Here is a 17326-nt window from a genome sequence, read left to right as displayed (position 1 = left end):
ACGAGGAGATCTCCATGAACCAGGGCGCCGTACAGGGCGACGACAACAACGGCGACAAGGCCGGCCGCTACATGCTGAAGCTGTCCGGAGAAGCCTTCTCCGGCGGTACCGGCCTGGGGGTCGACCCGAACGTCGTGCACGCCATCGCGCGTGAGATCGCAGCCGTCGTCCGCGACGGTGCGGAGATCGCGGTGGTGATCGGCGGCGGTAACTTCTTCCGTGGCGCCGAGCTCCAGCAGCGCGGCATGGACCGGGCCCGCTCCGACTACATGGGCATGCTCGGCACCGTGATGAACTGCCTCGCCCTCCAGGACTTCCTGGAGAAGGAGGGCATCGACTCGCGCGTCCAGACCGCCATCACGATGGGCCAGGTCGCCGAGCCGTACATCCCGCTGCGCGCCGTGCGCCACCTGGAGAAGGGCCGCGTGGTCATCTTCGGTGCGGGCATGGGCATGCCGTACTTCTCCACGGACACCACCGCCGCCCAGCGTGCCCTGGAGATCGACGCCGAGGCCCTGCTGATGGGCAAGAACGGTGTGGACGGCGTCTACGACTCCGACCCGAAGGCCAACCCCGACGCGGTCAAGTTCGACGCGCTGGAGTACGGCGAGGTGCTCTCGCGCGACCTCAAGGTCGCCGACGCCACCGCCATCACCCTGTGCCGGGACAACAACCTCCCGATCCTCGTCTTCGAACTGCTCACCGCGGGCAATATCGCTCGCGCGGTGAAGGGTGAGAAGATCGGCACGCTCGTGAGCGACCAGGGCACCCGGGCCTGACCCGAACCGGGGAACCGCCCCGCGAGGGGCTGGACAGAGCCCTGCCGGTCGTACACCGTGCAGGACACAACGCGACGACACGCAGGAGCATGTGGTGATCGAAGAGACCCTCCTCGAGGCCGAGGAGAAGATGGAGAAGGCCGTCGTGGTCGCCAAGGAGGACTTCGCCGCGATCCGCACCGGCCGTGCGCACCCGGCGATGTTCAACAAGATCGTGGCGGAGTACTACGGTGCCGTCACCCCCATCAACCAGCTGGCGTCCTTCTCCGTTCCGGAGCCTCGGATGGCCGTGGTGACCCCGTTCGACAAGAGCGCGCTGCGCAACATCGAGCAGGCGATCCGTGACTCGGACCTCGGCGTCAACCCGAGCAACGACGGCAACATCATCCGGGTGGTGTTCCCCGAGCTGACGGAGGAGCGCCGCCGGGAGTACATCAAGGTCGCCAAGGGCAAGGCCGAGGACTCGAAGATCTCGATCCGCTCGGTGCGCCGCAAGGCCAAGGAGACCATCGACAAGCTCGTCAAGGACGGCGAGGTCGGCGAGGACGAGGGCCGTCGGGGCGAGAAGGAGCTCGACGACACCACCGCGAAGTACGTCGCGCAGGTGGACGAGCTGCTCAAGCACAAGGAAGCCGAGCTGCTCGAGGTCTGATGAACGACTCTTCCTGGGGGGCCCCGGCCGGCAGAGGCCGTGGGGGACCCGACCAGGGGCCCGCCCCGGCGGGTCCCGCATACGATCGGCATCAGGCGGCGCAGACTCGGCCCATGCCCATCGTGCCCGACGTTCCCACCGGCGGATTCCAGGACGGTCACGGCCGGGGGGCCGCTCACCCGAGCGGCCCCCTGTTCCGTGACGAGACGCCGCACGAGCACCCGCAGGAGCCCATGCCCAGCCCCACCCCGCCTCCGCCGCCCGCGCCTCCGGCGCCACGGCAGAAGAAGAGCGCGGGGCGCGACCTGGGCGCGGCCATAGGGGTCGGTGTCGGGCTCGGCGCCGTCATCTTCGCCTCGCTGTTCATCTGGAAGCCGGCGTTCGTCGGGGTGATCGTGGTCGCCGTGGTGGTCGGGCTCTGGGAGCTCACCTCCCGCCTCCAGGAACGCAAGGCGATCAAGGCTCCGCTGGTCCCGCTCGCGGTCGGCGGCGCGGCGATGGTCGTCGCCGGTTACGTCCGGGGACCCGAGGGCGCCTGGGTGGCGATGGCGCTCACGGCGCTCGCGGTGCTGGTGTGGCGGATGACGGAGCCTCCCGAGGGCTACCTGAAGGACGTCACGGCGGGTGTGTTCGCCGCGTTCTACGTGCCGTTCCTGGCGACCTTCGTGGCGCTCCTGCTGACCGCCGACGACGGTCCGCAGCGCGTGCTGACCTTCCTGCTCCTGACGGTGGTCAGCGACACCGGGGCGTACGCGATCGGCTGGCGCTTCGGCAAGCACAAGCTGGCCCCGCGGATCAGTCCCGGCAAGACCCGCGAGGGTCTGGTCGGCGCGGTGACGTTCGCGATGGCGGCGGGCGCGCTGTGCATGGAGTTCCTGATCGACGACGGCGTCTGGTGGCAGGGCCTGATCATCGGTTTCGCGGTGGCGGCGAGCGCGACGCTCGGTGACCTCGGCGAGTCGATGATCAAGCGTGACCTGGGCATCAAGGACATGGGCACGCTGCTGCCCGGTCACGGCGGCATCATGGACCGGCTGGACTCCCTGCTGCCGACGGCGCCGGTGGTGTGGTTGCTGCTCGCGCTGTTCGTGGGGACCACCTGACCTGCGGTTTCCTTGACGAAGGGCTCGTCGTCCCCAGGGGCGGCGGGCCCTTCGTCGTATCTCTGCGACACTGGTACCACCATGCCCAAGCCCGGAGAACTCACTTTCGTCGCCCCCCGCGGAGCCAAGAAGCCGCCGCGGCACCTGGCCGACCTCACGCCCGCCGAGCGGAAGGAAGCCGTCGCCGCGATCGGCGAGAAGCCCTTCCGTGCCAAGCAGCTGTCCACGCACTACTTCGCGCGGTACGCGCACGATCCCGCGGAGTGGACGGACATCCCGGCCGCCGCGCGGGAGAAGTTGGCGGGGGAGCTGCTGCCCGATCTGATGTCCGTGGTGCGGCACATCTCGTGCGACGACGACACCACCCGTAAGACCCTGTGGCGCCTGCACGACGGCACGCTCGTCGAGTCGGTGCTCATGCGTTACCCGGACCGGGTGACCATGTGCATCTCCTCGCAGGCCGGGTGCGGGATGAACTGCCCGTTCTGTGCGACGGGGCAGGCCGGGCTCGACCGGAACCTGTCGACCGCCGAGATCGTGCACCAGATCGTGGACGGGATGCGGTCGCTGCGGGACGGGGAGGTGCCCGGCGGACCGGCGCGCCTGTCCAACATCGTGTTCATGGGCATGGGGGAGCCGCTCGCGAACTACAAGCGGGTCGTCGGTGCGATCCGTCGGCTCACGGACCCGGAGCCGGACGGTCTGGGGCTGTCCCAGCGCGGGATCACCGTCTCCACCGTCGGGCTGGTGCCGGCGATGCTGCGTTTCGCCGACGAGGGCTTCAAGTGCCGGCTCGCGGTCTCGCTGCACGCCCCGGACGACGAGCTGCGGGACACGCTGGTGCCGGTGAACACGCGCTGGAAGGTGCGTGAGGTGCTGGACGCCGCGTGGGAGTACGCGGAGAAGTCCGGGCGCCGGATCTCCATCGAGTACGCGCTGATCCGGGACATCAACGACCAGGCGTGGCGGGGCGACCTGCTGGGCCGGATGCTCAAGAGTCGTCGGGTGCACGTCAACCTGATCCCGCTGAACCCGACGCCGGGTTCGAAGTGGACGGCGTCGCGTCCGGAGGACGAGAAGGCCTTCGTGGAGGCCATCGCGCGGCACGGCGTGCCGGTGACCGTGCGGGACACCCGAGGTCAGGAGATCGACGGTGCCTGTGGACAGCTGGCCGCCGCCGAACGCTGAGCTTGTACCCTGAGCTCGAACACATCTCCATATTCCGACAGGGGAGCGCCACAGCGCTGAGAGTGCGGTGTCCGTCAGACCGCAGACCCTCTGAACCTCGCCCAGGTCATTCTGGGTAGGAAGTTCGGTCGTAACTCAAGCTGTTGCGCCCTGCCCGCGACCGGTCCGCCGGTCGTGGGCAGGGCCGCGTCTCTTCCTGGTCATACCCAGGAGGAATCTCAGTGAGCACCAAGAAGATGGCCGTCGCCGCGCTCGTCGCCGCGCTGGGCGTCACCACCCTCGCCGCCTGCGGCGGGGAAGACGTCCGCGACGCCGCGGGCAAGTCCGGCGCGCCCGCGCCGAAGAGCGTGACGCTCGTGAGCCACGACTCCTTCAACGCCTCCAAGGAGGTGCTGGCGGAGTTCACGAAGCAGACCGGTTTCACCGTCAGGGTCCTGAAGGCCGGCGACGCCGGTGAGGCGGTCAACAAGGAGATCCTGACCAAGGGCTCCCCGCAGGGCGACGTCTTCTTCGGCGTCGACAACACCCTGCTCTCCCGCGCCCTCGACAACGGGATCTTCGTCCCGTACGCGGCGAAGGGGCTGGACCGGGTCCCGGCGGAGTACCACCTGGACAAGGAGCACCGGGTCACTCCGATCGACTCCGGCGACATCTGCGTCAACTACGACAAGAAGTACTTCGCGGACAAGAAGCTCGCGCCGCCGGTGACCTTCGACGACCTTGCCAAGCCGGCGTACAAGGATCTGCTGGTGGTGGAGAACCCGGAGCGGTCCTCCCCGGGGCTCGGTTTCCTGCTCGGCACGGCCGCGAAGTACGGCGACGACGGCTGGCAGGCGTACTGGTCGAAGCTCAAGGCGAACGGTGTGAAGACCGTCGACAGCTGGGAGCTCGCCTACAACCAGGAGTTCTCGGGTTCGGCCGGTGGCCGACAGGCCAAGGGCGACCGGCCGCTGGTCGTGTCGTACGCCTCCAGCCCGCCGGTCGAGGTGCTGTACGGCGAGCCGCAGCCGAAGGTGGCGCCCACCGGGGTGTCCACCGGGACGTGCTTCCGGCAGACGGAGTTCGCGGGTCTGCTGAACGGGGCGAAGAACCCCGAGGGCGGCAAGGCGCTGATCGACTTCCTGATCTCGAAGAAGTTCCAGGAGGACATGCCGCTCCAGATGTTCGTCAACCCGGTGGCGAAGGACGCGGTGCTGCCGGAGCTGTTCGCGAAGCACGGTGTGGTCGTGGACAAGCCGGAGACCATGGCGCCCGAGAAGATCGCCGAGAAGCGTGACGCGTGGATCCAGCAGTGGTCGTCGCTCGTCCTGAAGTAGGGCGCGACCTGCGGGGGGACGCGGCGCGGCTGGGGCTGATGGCCCTGCCCGTCGCGTTCTTCGGCGTGTTCTTCGCCTGGCCCGTGGTGTCGATCGTCGACCGGGGGCTGCGGCCCGACGGGAGCTGGCGGTTCGGCCGGATCGGCGAGACGCTGAGCCGGCCGGAGATCCTGGACGTGCTCGGTTTCACCGCGTGGCAGGCGCTCGCGTCGACCGCGCTGACCCTGCTGGTCGCGCTGCCGGGAGCGTACGTCTTCGCGCGTTTCGACTTTCCGGGCAAGGGCGTCCTGCGGGCCGTGGTGACGGTGCCGTTCGTGCTGCCGACGGTGCTGGTCGGTACGGCGTTCCTGGCGGTCGTGGGCCGGGGCGGGCTGACGGACGAGCTGTGGGGGCTGCGGCTCGACACCACGGTGTGGGCGATCCTGCTGGCCCATGTCTTCTTCAACTACGCGGTCGTCGTCCGGACCGTCGGCGGTCTGTGGGCGCAGCTCGACCCGCGCCAGGAGGAGGCGGCGCGGGTCCTCGGCGCGTCGCGCTGGCGGGCGTGGCGGGCGGTGACGCTGCCCGCGCTGGTGCCGGCGGTGTCGGCGGCGGCCCTGATGGTCTTCCTCTTCACCTTCACCTCCTTCGGCGTCGTGCAGATCCTCGGGGGGAACGCGTACTCCACGCTGGAGGCGGAGATCTACCGGCAGACCGCGCGGCTGCTCGACCTGTCGACGGCGGCCGTCCTGACCCTGGTGCAGTTCGCGGCGGTCGGCGCGATCCTCGCGGTGCACGCGTGGACGGTCCGGAGGCGGGAGACGGCGCTGCGGCTCGTCCCGCCGGAGCTGACCGCGCGGCGTCCGCGCGGCGCCGGGCAGTGGGCGCTGCTCGGTGGCGTCCTCGTCTCGGTGGCGCTGCTGATCCTGCTGCCGCTCGGGGTGCTCGTGGAGCGGTCGTTCGCCGGGCCGGACGGCTACGGCCTGGGCTACTACCGTGCGCTCGGTTCGCTCGACGGGTCCGGCACGTTCCTGGTGCCGCCGCTGGAGGCGATCGGGAACTCGCTGCGGTACGCGGTGGCCGCCACCGGGATCGCGGTGCTGATCGGCGGGCTCGCGGCGGCGGCGCTCACCCGGCGGGCGGGGCGGCTCGTGCGGGGCTTCGACGCGCTGATCATGCTGCCGCTCGGGGTGTCCGCGGTGACCGTGGGCTTCGGTTTCCTGATCACGCTCGACGAGCCGCCGTTCGACCTGCGGGCCAGCTGGATCCTCGTACCGCTCGCGCAGGCGCTGGTCGGCGTCCCCTTCGTCGTACGGACGATGCTTCCGGTGCTGCGCGCGGTGGACGAGCGGCTGCGGGAGGCGGCGGGGGTGCTGGGCGCGTCGCCGTGGCGGGCGTGGCGGGAGGTGGACCTGCGGATGGTGCGGCGGGCGCTGCTCATCGCCGCCGGGTTCGCGTTCGCGGTCTCGCTGGGCGAGTTCGGCGCGACCGTCTTCATCGCCCGGCCCGACAGCCCGACGCTGCCGGTGGCGGTGTCCCGGCTGCTCGGCCGGCCGGGCGAACTCAACTACGGGCAGGCGATGGCCCTGTCGACGATCCTCATGGTGGTGTGCGCGGTGTCCCTGCTCCTGCTCGAACGGCTCCGGACCGACCGGACCTCGGGGGAGTTCTGATGCTGAGACTCGATGGTGCGACCGTACGGTTCGGGGGCCGGGCGGTGCTCGACGCCGTGGACCTGGAGGTCGCCGACCACGAGATCGTGTGCGTGCTCGGGCCGAGCGGCAGCGGCAAGTCGACGCTGCTGCGGGCCGTCGCCGGGCTCCAGGCCCTCGACGGGGGCCGGGTGCTGCTCGGCGGGGCCGACCAGCGCGGGGTGCCGGTGCACCGGCGCGGGGTCGGCCTGATGTTCCAGGACCACCAGCTGTTCCCGCAGCGGGACGTCGGCGGGAACGTCGCCTTCGGGCTGCGGATGCGGGGGGCGGGGAAGGCGGAGCAGGCCGAGCGGGTGGGGGAGCTGCTCGACCTCGTCGGTCTGCCGGGGGCCGGGCGGCGGTCCGTCGCCGCGCTCTCCGGCGGCGAGCAGCAGCGGGTGGCGCTGGCCCGTGCCCTGGCGCCGCGGCCCCGGCTGCTCATGCTGGACGAACCGCTCGGGCAGCTCGACCGAGGGCTGCGGGAGCGGCTCGTCGTGGAGCTGCGGCAGCTGTTCGGGCGGTTGGGGACGACGGTTCTGGCGGTGACCCACGACCAGGGGGAGGCGTTCGCGCTCGCCGACCGGGTGGTGGTCATGCGGGACGGGCGCATCGCCCAGTCGGGTGCGCCGGTCGAGGTGTGGTCGCGGCCGGCCTCGGAGTTCGTGGCGCGTTTCCTCGGTTTCGACAACGTGGTGGCGGCGCGGGTGACCGGGGTCGTCGCGGACACGGTGTGGGGGAAGGTCCCGGTGGCGGAGGGTTCGCCGCAGGGCGAGCGGCGGCTGCTCGTCCGGCCGGGCGGGGTGCGGCTGGTGGGCCTGGAGGAGGCGCCGGCCTGGACGGTGGAGTCCCGGACGTTCCGGGGCAGCCATGTGGCCGTACGGCTCCGCCCGGTGGACGGGCCGTCGCTGGAGGCCGAACTCCCGTTGCGGGAGGTGCCGGAGGTGGGCGCCGAGGTGGGGGTGGAGTTCCGGGCGGAGGACGTGGTGGTGCTGGACGACACCCCGTAGAGGTGCGATGAGTTTTCCGGCGCGGTGGAGTCTCCTTGGTGTGCGGCGGTGCTCCGTCGTCACTTCGTCGATCGCGCGGGAGGACCACCGTGGGCCAGCTGCTCAGAGTCCAGAACTTCATGGTGTCGTCGGACGGGTTCGGGACCGGTGAGGGCCAGAGCCTGGAGCGTCCGTTCGGTCACGCGGATCCGGGGGAGCTGTTCGCGTGGGCGGGTGCGACGGCGCACTGGCCCACGCGCACCGACCCCGGGGGCAGTCGGGGTCTCGACGACTACTTCACGCGGGACTTCGCGCGGAACATCGGGGCCGAGATCATGGGCCGCAACAAGTTCGGGCCCCAGCGGGGGCCCTGGCAGGACGAGGAGTGGCAGGGCTGGTGGGGGGACGAGCCGCCGTTCCACACCCCGGTGTTCGTCCTGACCCACCACCCGCGTCCCTCGTTCACCCTCTCCGACACCACGTTCCACTTCGTGGACGCCGACCCGGCGACGGTCCTGGAGCAGGCGCGGGAGGCTGCCCGGGGCAAGGACGTCCGCCTCGGCGGCGGGGCCACCACGATCAGGGAGTTCCTCGACGCCGACCTCGTCGACACCCTGCACGTCGCGGTCTCTCCCGTGAAGCTGGGAGCGGGGGTACGGCTCTGGGACTCGCCCGACGAGCTGCTCGACCGCTACCACCGTGACGTCGTGCCCAGCCCGGGCGGCACGGTCACGCACCACCTGTACTGGCGGAAGTGACCCGCGGACCCGGCACGGCCCGGCCCCTCGCACGGGGGGACGGGCCGCGCGCCGGGCACGGGCTGGGAGAACGAGCGCCCCGCCCGCCGCGCCCGCCCTCACCTCGTTCAGCCTGTCAGCGGCAGTGCCGCCAGCTGCGCGATCGTCCAGGTCAGCGGGGTGAAGACGGCGAGCAGGACGCCCGCGCGCATCAGGGCCGCCGTGCGCAGGACCGTCGGCGGGGCGCCGATGCGGAGGAGGGCCTCGGTGGTGTGGGCGCGGCCCTGCCTCGATTCCAGCGCGGCGGTCAGGAGGGTGGCCGTGGTGCAGGCCAGGATCAGGGCCGCGCCCAGGCCGGTGAGCGGGCCGAAGGCGTCGGGGCCGGAGCCGGCGTCGTACAGGGCGGCGGCAGCGAGGGTTCCGGAGAACACCGCGCTGACCACGCCGAGCGGTCGGCCGATACGGCGGGACTCGTCCATCAGGACCCGGCCGGCCAGCAGCCGGGTGGCGCCCGGCCGGACGGCCTGGAGGAGTCGGCCGCAGCCGTGGGTGATGCCGGGGCCGGCCATCGCGAGGCCGACCGCGGTGAGGACCCAGCCGGCGAGGACGCCCGCCGGGTTGCCGTCGAAGCGGCCCGGCAGCGGGAGGCCGTCCACGGCGCCGGCGCGGCCCGCGTACGTCTCGATCGCCAGGCCCACCGCGACCAGGGCGACGCCCCAGGGCAGCCCGGACGGCACCGGCCGCTCCGCGCCCTCCGGTGCGGCGGGCGCGGAGCGCGGGCGCAGGGCGAGGCCCGCGGCCGTGGCGGCGACGACCGGGAGGACGGCGAGGAGGGTGAGGGCGGCCGCGAGGGGGAGGGGCTGACCGGCGGCGAGGAGGTCGGCGGCGGCCCCGTCGAAGGGCAGGCCCGTGATGTCGCCGCGCAGGTGCAGGTAGAACAGGAGCGCGACCACGGAGCCGAGCGTGCAGGCGACGGCCGTCGAGGCGGCGGCGATCGCGGTGAGCCGGGCGGGGCCGAGGCCGATGGCGGAGAGTCCGGGGCGCGGGCGGGTGCTGGGGTCGGTGCGGGCCACCGCGACGGCGAACTGGACGGTGGCGGCCAGCGGCAGGACGCACCACAGCAGGCGCAGGACGGACGCCGAGGAGCGTTCGGGGTGCCCGACGGCGTATCCGAGGGTGCAGAGCAGGAGGAAGCCCACCCCCGCGGCCGCGGCGGCGACGAGGAGCCGGCGCGTCAGGACGAGGGGGTGGGCCCCGCGGGCTAGACGGAGAGCGAGCACGCGGCGACGCCCTCCGCCCCTGACGCCGGGGGTACGGCGCCGACCCTGCGCCCGTCGAGGAGCGCGACCGTGCGGTCGGCGAGCGCCGCGACCTCGCCGTCGTGGGTGGCGAGGAGCACGGTGATGCCGTGCGAGCGGGCGGCGGCGGTGAGGGTGCGCAGGACCTGTGCCCCGTCGGCCCGGTGCAGGGTGGCGGTGGGTTCGTCGGCGAACAGCACCGCGGGGGTGGTGACCAGGGCGCGGGCGATGGCGATGCGCTGGCGCTGGGACGGGGTGAGGGCGTGGGGCCGCTTGCGGGCGCAGGCGCCGGTGTCGAGGCGCTCCAGCCACTCCAGGGCGGCGGTCTTCGCGGCCCGGTGGGAGACGCCGCGGAGCAGCAGCGGCAGGGCGGTGTTCTCCCAGCCGGTGAGTTCGGGGACGAGGCCGGGTTCGGGGTCGATCCAGCCGAAGCGGTCGCGGCGGAGCCGTTCGCGGTCGGCGGTGCCCAGGGTGTGCACGGGGCTGCTGTTGAACCAGACCTCGCCCTGCTGGGCGAGGAGCTGGCCGGACAGGCACCGCATGAGGGTGGTCTTGCCGCTGCCGCGCGGGCCGACGAGGGCGAGGATCTCGCCCTCGCGTACGCCGAGGGAGACGCCGCTGAGGGCGTCCGCACCGCCCAGGGCGCAGTGCAGGGAACGCGCCCAGAGCACGTCGTTGTCCGGTGGGGCCATCGCGTACACCTCGATGTCGGATCCGTTCTGTGTCCCCCGTCCGGGGGAACGAAGGGACGGGCCTGTCGGTCACTGGGCACCGTAAGGATTCAGATCCGTTTGTACGGACAGCACACGGCCCGGGCCGCCTCCATCCACTCGGATGGAGGCAGACCCGGGCCGGGGTCACGCCGTGAGGGCGGCGTGATGCCGCGGGGCGTCCTACAGCTTGGTCCACGCCTCGGTCAGCACCGAGCGCAGGATGCCTTCGATCTCGTCGAAGGTGCCCTGGTCGGCGATGAGCGGCGGGGCCAGCTGGATGACCGGGTCGCCACGGTCGTCGGCGCGGCAGTACAGGCCGTTCTCGAAGAGGGCCTTGGAGAGGAAGCCGTACAGGACGCGCTCGGTCTCCTCGTCCGTGAAGGACTCCTTGGTGACCTTGTCCTTGACGAGCTCGATGCCGTAGAAGAAGCCGTTGCCGCGGACGTCGCCGACGATCGGGAGGTCGTGCAGCTTCTTCAGGGTGTCGAAGAAGTTGCCCTCCTGGTCGAGGACGTGCTGGTTCAGGCCTTCCTTGTCGAAGATGTCGAGGTTGGCGATCGCGACCGCCGACGACACCGGGTGGCCACCGAAGGTGTAGCCGTGGAGGAAGGTGTTGTCGCCCTTGTAGAAGGGCTCCGCGATGCGGTCGGAGACGATGCAGGCGCCGATCGGGGAGTAGCCCGAGGTCATGCCCTTGGCGCAGGTGATCATGTCGGGCACGTAGCCGAACTTGTCACAGGCGAACATCGTGCCGAGGCGGCCGAAGGCGCAGATCGTCTCGTCGGAGACGAGCAGCACGTCGTACTGGTCGCAGATCTCGCGGACCCGCTGGAAGTACCCGGGCGGGGGCGGGAAGCAGCCGCCGGCGTTCTGCACCGGCTCCAGGAAGACGGCGGCGACGGTGTCGGCGCCCTCGAAGAGGATCTCCTGCTCGATCTGGTCGGCGGCCCAGCGGCCGAAGGCCTCGGGGTCGTCGCCGTAGATCGGGGCGCGGTAGATGTTGGTGTTCGGCACCTTGTGCGCGCCGGGGACCAGCGGCTCGAAGGGGGCCTTGAGGGCCGGCAGGCCGGTGATGGACAGGGCGCCCTGCGGGGTGCCGTGGTAGGCGACCGCACGCGAGATGACCTTGTACTTGGTGGGCTTGCCCTGCAGCTTGAAGTACTGCTTGGCGAGCTTCCAGGCGGTCTCGACGGCCTCTCCGCCACCGGTGGTGAAGAAGACCTTGTTCAGGTCGCCCGGCGCGTAGTCCGCGAGGCGCTCGGCCAGCTCGACGGCCTTGGGGTGCGCGTACGACCACACCGGGAAGAAGGCGAGCTCCTTGGCCTGCTTGTACGCGACCTCGGCCAGTTCCTCGCGGCCGTGTCCGGCGTTGACCACGAAGAGACCCGCGAGACCGTCGAGGTAGCGCTTGCCCTTGTCGTCGAAGATGTAGGTGCCCTCACCACGCACGATGGTGGGAACGGGCGAGTTCTCGTAGGACGACATGCGGGTGAAGTGCATCCACAGGTGGTCGTACGCGGTCTTGGAGAGGTCCTGGGTCACGGTTATCGGGTTCCCCACATATAGGTCTGCTTCTTGAGCTTGAGGTAGACGAAGCTCTCGGTGGAGCGGACGCCGGGCAGTGTCCGGATGCGCTTGTTGATCACATCCAGCAGGTGGTCGTCGTCCTCGCAGACGACCTCCACCATCAGGTCGAACGAGCCCGCGGTCATCACCACGTACTCGCATTCGGCCATGCCTGTCAGGGCTTCCGCAACCGGATCAAGGTCACCCTCGACGTTGATGCCGACCATCGCCTGCCGCCGGAAACCCACGGTGAGCGGGTCTGTGACGGCGACGATCTGCATGACGCCCTGGTCGAGCAGCTTCTGGACGCGCTGTCGCACGGCGGCCTCGGAGAGGCCGACGGCCTTGCCGATCGCCGCGTAGGGACGGCGACCGTCCTCCTGGAGCTGTTCGATGATCGCCAGGGAGACGGCGTCGATCGTCGGGGACGAACCGGTTCCGGTTCTGGAGTCTGTGCTTCGACTGGCCACGGCTTCACTGTGCACCGAGAATGTCGGTCTTGCAACCCCGGAGCGATGTAATTCGTTGCCCAGGGGCTCAAAACTCACGGAATCCGAAGTTGTAGAGGGTCGGGCCTGTTGAAAGCGTCAGCCGAGCGATTAGGCTGGGTGTCTCACCCATCGGGACGGCGCACGAGGACGTGCGCGGTCAGAACCTGACAGGAGGGGTGGCACGTGACCACCGAGCTGCGCCGGCTGCGTAACTACATCAACGGGGAGTTCCGCGACGCGGCCGACGGCCGCACGATCGACGTGGTCAACCCGGCGACCGGCGAGGTGTACGCCACCTCCCCGCTCTCCGGACAGGCCGACGTCGACGCCGCCATGGAGGCCGCCGCCGCGGCCTTCCCCGCCTGGCGTGACAGCACGCCGTCCGAGCGCCAGAAGGTACTCCTCAAGATCGCGGACGCCTTCGAGGAGCGCGCCGAGGACCTGATCGCCGCCGAGGTCCAGAACACCGGCAAGCCCGTCGCCCTCACCGCAAGTGAGGAGATCCCGCCGATGGTGGACCAGATCCGCTTCTTCGCGGGTGCCGCCCGGCTGCTCGAAGGCCGCTCGGCCGGCGAGTACATGGAGGGCATGACCTCCATCGTCCGCCGCGAGCCGGTGGGCGTCTGCGCCCAGGTCGCGCCCTGGAACTACCCGATGATGATGGCCGTGTGGAAGTTCGCCCCGGCGCTCGCCGCGGGCAACACCGTGGTCCTCAAGCCCTCGGACACGACCCCCGCGTCGACCGTCCTGATGGCCGAGATCATCGGACAGATCGTCCCCAAGGGCGTCTTCAACGTCGTCTGCGGCGACCGCGAGACGGGCAAGGCGATGGTCGAGCACCCGACCCCCGCCATGGCCTCCATCACCGGCTCCGTCCGGGCCGGCATGCAGGTCGCCGAGTCGGCGGCCAAGGACGTCAAGCGCGTCCACCTGGAGCTCGGCGGCAAGGCGCCCGTCGTGGTGTTCGAGGACACCGACATCGAGAAGGCCGTCGGGGACATCTCCGTCGCGGGCTTCTTCAACGCGGGCCAGGACTGCACGGCCGCGACCCGTGTCCTCGTGCACGAGTCCATCCACGACGAGTTCGTCTCCGCCCTCGCCAAGGCCGCCGCCGCGACCAAGACCGGCCAGCCGGACGACGAGGACGTGCTGTACGGCCCGCTCAACAACGCCAACCAGCTGAAGCAGGTCACCGGCTTCATCGACCGCCTCCCGGCCCACGCCAAGGTCGAGGCCGGCGGTCACCGCGTCGGCGACAAGGGCTACTTCTACGCCCCGACCGTCGTCTCCGGCCTCAGCCAGGACGACGAGATCATCCAGAACGAGGTCTTCGGACCGGTCATCACCGTCCAGTCCTTCACGGACGAGGCGCAGGCCCTGGAGTACGCGAACGGCGTCGAGTACGCCCTCGCCTCCTCCGTCTGGACCAAGGACCACGCGCGCGCGATGCGCATGTCCAAGTCCCTCGACTTCGGCTGCGTGTGGATCAACACCCACATCCCGCTGGTCGCCGAGATGCCCCACGGCGGCTACAAGAAGTCCGGCTACGGCAAGGACCTCTCCGCGTACGGCTTCGAGGACTACACGCGCATCAAGCACGTCATGACGTCCCTCGGCTAGTCACCGGGAAACCGGCCGCGGCCCCGACACCCCGATCGACAGGGTGTCGGGGCCGCGGTCGTTCCGTCGACGGACCGTCCATTGTTCCGCCGTGACGGTGCCGCGATGCTGCTCGGATGAGAGCGACAGCCAGGAACACCATGTCCCGCCGGTCCCTGCTGCGCGGGATGGGGGGCGTCGGGGCCGGCGCACTGCTCGCCGGCTGCGGGGTCCCCGCCGCGTACGTCGACGAGGGCGACCGGACCGGCCGTGACCTCTCCGCCCGGGACCGGACGCTCGACTTCGCCAACTGGCCGCTCTACATCGACACCGACGACGAGGACGCCGGCAGGCGTCCCACCCTCGACGCCTTCCGCGAGCGCACCGGGATCTCCGTCCGCTACACCGAGGAGATCAACGACAACGACGAGTTCTTCGGCAAGATCGGCCCGTCCCTGATGAACCACCAGGAGACCGGCCGGGACCTGGTCGTCGTCAGCGACTGGATGGCCGCCCGCTTCGTCCGCCTCGGCTGGGTCCAGGAGATGGACCGCGCCGCCCAGCCGAACGTCGCCGCGCACCTCGACCCGCAGCTGGGCTCGCCCGCCTTCGACCCCGGCCGGCTGCACAGCGTCCCCTGGCAGTCCGGGATCACCGGCATCGCGTACAACCGCGGGAAGCTCGGCCGCGAGCTGCGTTCCACCAAGGAGCTGTGGGCCGACGACCTGCGCGGCAAGGTCACCCTGCTCTCCGGCCTCGACGAGTCCTTCGCGCTGCTGATGCTCGGCAACGGCGTCGACGTCACCCGGTGGACCGGCGACGACTTCCACGCCCTGTGCGAGCAGGTCGAGGGCCTCGTGCGCAGCCGGCACATCCGCCGCTTCACCGGCAACGACTACATCAAGGACCTGTCGTCGGGCGATGTGCTCGCCTGTCAGGCGTACTCGGGCGACGTCATCCAACTCCAGGCCGACAACCCGGACATCGAGTTCGTCGTCCCCGAGGAGGGCGCCGAACTGTGGGCGGAGTCCCTCATGGTCCCCAACCTCGCGCGGCACAAGAGCAACGCCGAGAAGCTCGTCGACTACTACTACGAGCCCGAGGTCGCCGCCGAACTCGCCGCCTGGGTCAACTACGTCTGCCCGGTGCCGGCCGCGCAGCGGGTCCTCGCGGACTCCGGGGACGAGGAACTCGTGGCGCTCGCCGAGGACCCGCTGATCTTCCCCGACGCCGACATGCGGGGGCGGCTCACCATCGCCCGGGACATCACGGCGCAGGAGCGGCAGTCCTTCGCGAGGAGGTGGAACGCGATCGTGGGCCTGTGAGGGCCGAGCCTTTTTGAACGCGTTCCAAAAAGTGGACCCCCAGTTTTTGAACGCGTTCATGACGGGCGTACGCTGCCCTCATGAACGACACGAACGGGCCGAGAGCCCTTCTCACGCGTATCCGCGTCTGGCTGGTCGTCTTCGTCGTCTGCCTGGTGCTGAGCGGGGTCACCGCCTTCCCGCTCGTCACCGAACTCCGCTTCCTCGACTCCGCGCTGACCGGCTGGGCCGCGCCCGTCGCCGACCTGCTGCCCGGGGCCGCCGAGTGGGTCCACCGGGTCGCGGAAGGGGTCGAGGTCGCCGACAGCGAGGCCCCCTACCTCCTCTACGGCACCGACTGGCTCGCCTTCGCCCACCTCGTCATCGCGGTCGCCTTCCACGGCGTCCACCGCGACCCCGTCCGCAACATCTGGGTCGTCGAGTTCGGCATGATCGCCTGCGTCGGGATCATCCCGCTCGCCCTGATCTGCGGCCCGATCCGGGGCATCCCCTTCTGGTGGTCGGTCATCGACATGTCCTTCGGCGTCATCGGGATCCTGCCGCTGCTCCACGTACGCCGGATGATCAAGCGCCTGGAGGCCCTCACGGCGACGGCGGCTCCGGAGGCCGTACCCGCCTAGCGGCCTCCCGGACCGGCCCCCGCGAGCAGGTGCTCCACTGGGGCCGCCGGTGACCGGGCGGGCGTCCGCTGTCAGTCCGGGAGGCCGTACGCCGCCACCATGACGTTCAGCGCGGTCGGGTTCATGTCCTGGCCCTTCGCGTCGGTCGAGTTGACGCTGTAGACGAGGGTGCGCGCGCCGTCGCGGGTCGACGCGACGGCCGTGTTGTACCCCCAGCGGCCGCCCGTCTTGCCCCACACCTCGCGCCCGCCGAGCCGCTTCATCGACAGGCCGGCGGAGTACGCGGCCGGGTCGCCGCTCCCGAGGTCCGCGACCCTCGGCAGGGTGAACATCTCCTCAAGGAGCGGGCCGCGCACCACCCGGCCGGCGAACAGCGCCCGGACGAAGCGTTCCAGGTCGGCGGTGGTCGAGACGAGGTCCCCGGCCGCCCAGCCGTCCGTCGCCCGCCACACGGAGACGTCCCGGAGTCCCCTCGTCCCGTCGTCGAGCCGCATCGTCTGGTAGCCGTGGTTGTACGGGCCGGTGATCCCGGCGGCCGTGCCGGGCAGGTAGGTGTTCCGGAGGCCGAGGGGGCGCAGGATCCGCCGCTCCACCTGACGCTCGAACGTGTCGCCGGTGACCCGCTCCACGAGCAGACCGGCGATCGTGTACCCGATGTTCAGGTAGTGCTGCCGGGTGCCCGGCCGGAACTCGCGCGGCTTCGCCGTCGCCGAGCGGACCATCGCCTCCGGGGTGTGGACCCGGAAGCGGTTCGCGTACCACTCCTCCACCGTCGTCCCGACGGCCAGGTCGGGGGCCGGGATGCCGTGGGTGTGGTTCAGGAGCTGGCGTACGGTCACCGTGGCGTATCGGCCGGGGATCAGCTCCGGCAGGTACGAGCGGGCCGGGCGGTCCAGGTCGATCCGGCCCTCGGCGGCGAGCTGGAGGACGGTCGCCGCCGTGAACACCTTCGTCACCGATCCGGCCCGGAAGCGGGCGGCCGGGTCCGCCGGGGCGCCGCTCTCCAGGTCGTGGACGCCCGAACTCCCCTGCCAGGAACCCTCGGTGCCGCCGACCCGGACCAGCGCGGCCGTGGCGTCGGCGCGGGGCAGGCCCGCGATCGCCGCCGACATCACCGTGTCCAGGGACGGAGCCGCCGTCCGGGACACGGCGGCGGGGCCCGTGGCGAACGCCGGGACGGTCGCCGGTCCCGCGGCGACCCCCAGGACCAGGGCGGCGGCGAGCAGCGTGCGGGTGGACGTCCTCATGGTCAACTCCGGTGGTGTGAGCCGTTGTTCTCGACG

General features: G+C 71.0%; 16 protein-coding genes. 11 read left to right on the top strand and 5 right to left on the bottom strand.

Annotated elements, in window-relative coordinates:
• Window positions 1–14: 14 nt before the first annotated feature.
• The 8 genes from pyrH to ACRRSS_RS27670 all read left to right on the top strand — a co-directional run bounded on the left by pyrH (window position 15) and on the right by ACRRSS_RS27670 (window position 8452).
• Window positions 15–779, top strand: a complete 765-nt coding sequence (gene pyrH / locus ACRRSS_RS27705) for a UMP kinase (RefSeq protein WP_435973807.1) — start codon at window positions 15–17, stop codon at window positions 777–779.
• 94 nt (window positions 780–873) lie between these two features.
• The gene (gene frr, locus ACRRSS_RS27700; RefSeq protein WP_435973806.1) at window positions 874–1431 is read left to right on the top strand and encodes a ribosome recycling factor; all 558 of its coding nucleotides are present in this window, start codon (window positions 874–876) and stop codon (window positions 1429–1431) included.
• On the top strand, window positions 1431–2534 hold the full coding sequence (locus ACRRSS_RS27695) for a phosphatidate cytidylyltransferase (protein ID WP_435973805.1): 1104 nt from the start codon (window positions 1431–1433) through the stop codon (window positions 2532–2534). The genes frr and ACRRSS_RS27695 overlap by 1 nt, the downstream gene beginning before the upstream one ends.
• An 81-nt stretch (window positions 2535–2615) precedes the next feature.
• Complete coding sequence (gene rlmN, locus ACRRSS_RS27690) at window positions 2616–3722, top strand: 23S rRNA (adenine(2503)-C(2))-methyltransferase RlmN (RefSeq protein WP_435973804.1); 1107 nt, start codon at window positions 2616–2618, stop codon at window positions 3720–3722.
• 236 nt (window positions 3723–3958) lie between these two features.
• Entirely contained in the window at window positions 3959–5038 is a 1080-nt protein-coding gene (locus tag ACRRSS_RS27685; protein WP_435975441.1) for a thiamine ABC transporter substrate-binding protein, read from the top strand.
• Between the two features lie 38 nt (window positions 5039–5076).
• Entirely contained in the window at window positions 5077–6690 is a 1614-nt protein-coding gene (locus tag ACRRSS_RS27680; protein ID WP_435975440.1) for an ABC transporter permease, read from the top strand.
• On the top strand, window positions 6690–7715 hold the full coding sequence (locus ACRRSS_RS27675; RefSeq protein WP_435973803.1) for an ABC transporter ATP-binding protein: 1026 nt from the start codon (window positions 6690–6692) through the stop codon (window positions 7713–7715). Before ACRRSS_RS27680 ends, ACRRSS_RS27675 begins: the two co-directional genes overlap by 1 nt.
• An 89-nt stretch (window positions 7716–7804) precedes the next feature.
• Window positions 7805–8452: a dihydrofolate reductase family protein gene (locus ACRRSS_RS27670; RefSeq protein WP_435973802.1), complete on the top strand. Its 648-nt coding sequence runs from the start codon at window positions 7805–7807 to the stop codon at window positions 8450–8452.
• A gap of 107 nt (window positions 8453–8559) precedes the next feature.
• Here the strand turns inward: ACRRSS_RS27670 and ACRRSS_RS27665 are convergent, their stop codons facing one another.
• The 4 genes from ACRRSS_RS27665 to ACRRSS_RS27650 all read right to left on the bottom strand — a co-directional run bounded on the left by ACRRSS_RS27665 (window position 8560) and on the right by ACRRSS_RS27650 (window position 12493).
• The gene (locus tag ACRRSS_RS27665; RefSeq protein ID WP_435973801.1) at window positions 8560–9711 is read right to left on the bottom strand and encodes a hypothetical protein; all 1152 of its coding nucleotides are present in this window, start codon (window positions 9709–9711) and stop codon (window positions 8560–8562) included.
• Window positions 9693–10421, bottom strand: coding sequence for an ABC transporter ATP-binding protein (locus ACRRSS_RS27660; RefSeq protein WP_435973800.1), 729 nt, complete (start codon window positions 10419–10421; stop codon window positions 9693–9695). Before ACRRSS_RS27660 ends, ACRRSS_RS27665 begins: the two co-directional genes overlap by 19 nt.
• A 201-nt stretch (window positions 10422–10622) precedes the next feature.
• Window positions 10623–12002, bottom strand: coding sequence for an aspartate aminotransferase family protein (locus ACRRSS_RS27655; protein WP_435973799.1), 1380 nt, complete (start codon window positions 12000–12002; stop codon window positions 10623–10625).
• The gene (locus tag ACRRSS_RS27650) at window positions 11987–12493 is read right to left on the bottom strand and encodes an Lrp/AsnC family transcriptional regulator (protein WP_351910131.1); all 507 of its coding nucleotides are present in this window, start codon (window positions 12491–12493) and stop codon (window positions 11987–11989) included. The genes ACRRSS_RS27655 and ACRRSS_RS27650 overlap by 16 nt, the downstream gene beginning before the upstream one ends.
• 189 nt (window positions 12494–12682) lie before the next feature.
• On the opposite strand from ACRRSS_RS27650, the gene ACRRSS_RS27645 reads away from it, so the two are divergent.
• The 3 genes from ACRRSS_RS27645 to ACRRSS_RS27635 all read left to right on the top strand — a co-directional run bounded on the left by ACRRSS_RS27645 (window position 12683) and on the right by ACRRSS_RS27635 (window position 16043).
• Window positions 12683–14119, top strand: a complete 1437-nt coding sequence (locus tag ACRRSS_RS27645; RefSeq protein ID WP_435973798.1) for a gamma-aminobutyraldehyde dehydrogenase — start codon at window positions 12683–12685, stop codon at window positions 14117–14119.
• Between the two features lie 140 nt (window positions 14120–14259).
• Window positions 14260–15423: an ABC transporter substrate-binding protein gene (locus tag ACRRSS_RS27640; protein ID WP_435975439.1), complete on the top strand. Its 1164-nt coding sequence runs from the start codon at window positions 14260–14262 to the stop codon at window positions 15421–15423.
• Window positions 15424–15503: 80 nt separating this feature from the next.
• Entirely contained in the window at window positions 15504–16043 is a 540-nt protein-coding gene (locus ACRRSS_RS27635) for a hypothetical protein (protein ID WP_435973797.1), read from the top strand.
• Window positions 16044–16114: 71 nt separating this feature from the next.
• On the opposite strand, the gene ACRRSS_RS27630 is transcribed toward ACRRSS_RS27635, so the two are convergent.
• On the bottom strand, window positions 16115–17290 hold the full coding sequence (locus ACRRSS_RS27630) for a serine hydrolase domain-containing protein (protein WP_435973796.1): 1176 nt from the start codon (window positions 17288–17290) through the stop codon (window positions 16115–16117).
• Between the last annotated feature and the right edge of the window lie 36 nt (window positions 17291–17326).

This window comes from Streptomyces sp. Qhu_M48, assembly GCF_051305195.1.
Lineage (GTDB): Bacteria > Actinomycetota > Actinomycetes > Streptomycetales > Streptomycetaceae > Streptomyces.
This window is presented reverse-complemented; position numbering and strand designations above follow the sequence as displayed.

Bases quoted from the DNA above. Each gene is read 5' to 3' on its own strand.
- pyrH (WP_435973807.1), top strand. From the start codon at position 15: ATGAACCAGGGCGCCGTACAGGGCGACGACAACAACGGCGACAAGGCC.
- ACRRSS_RS27695 (WP_435973805.1), top strand. From the start codon at position 1,431: ATGAACGACTCTTCCTGGGGGGCCCCGGCCGGCAGAGGCCGTGGGGGA.
- rlmN (WP_435973804.1), top strand. From the start codon at position 2,616: ATGCCCAAGCCCGGAGAACTCACTTTCGTCGCCCCCCGCGGAGCCAAG.
- ACRRSS_RS27685 (WP_435975441.1), top strand. From the start codon at position 3,959: ATGGCCGTCGCCGCGCTCGTCGCCGCGCTGGGCGTCACCACCCTCGCC.
- ACRRSS_RS27680 (WP_435975440.1), top strand. From the start codon at position 5,077: ATGGCCCTGCCCGTCGCGTTCTTCGGCGTGTTCTTCGCCTGGCCCGTG.
- ACRRSS_RS27675 (WP_435973803.1), top strand. From the start codon at position 6,690: ATGCTGAGACTCGATGGTGCGACCGTACGGTTCGGGGGCCGGGCGGTG.
- ACRRSS_RS27660 (WP_435973800.1), bottom strand. From the start codon at position 10,421: ATGGCCCCACCGGACAACGACGTGCTCTGGGCGCGTTCCCTGCACTGC.
- ACRRSS_RS27640 (WP_435975439.1), top strand. From the start codon at position 14,260: ATGTCCCGCCGGTCCCTGCTGCGCGGGATGGGGGGCGTCGGGGCCGGC.
- ACRRSS_RS27635 (WP_435973797.1), top strand. From the start codon at position 15,504: ATGAACGACACGAACGGGCCGAGAGCCCTTCTCACGCGTATCCGCGTC.
- ACRRSS_RS27630 (WP_435973796.1), bottom strand. From the start codon at position 17,290: ATGAGGACGTCCACCCGCACGCTGCTCGCCGCCGCCCTGGTCCTGGGG.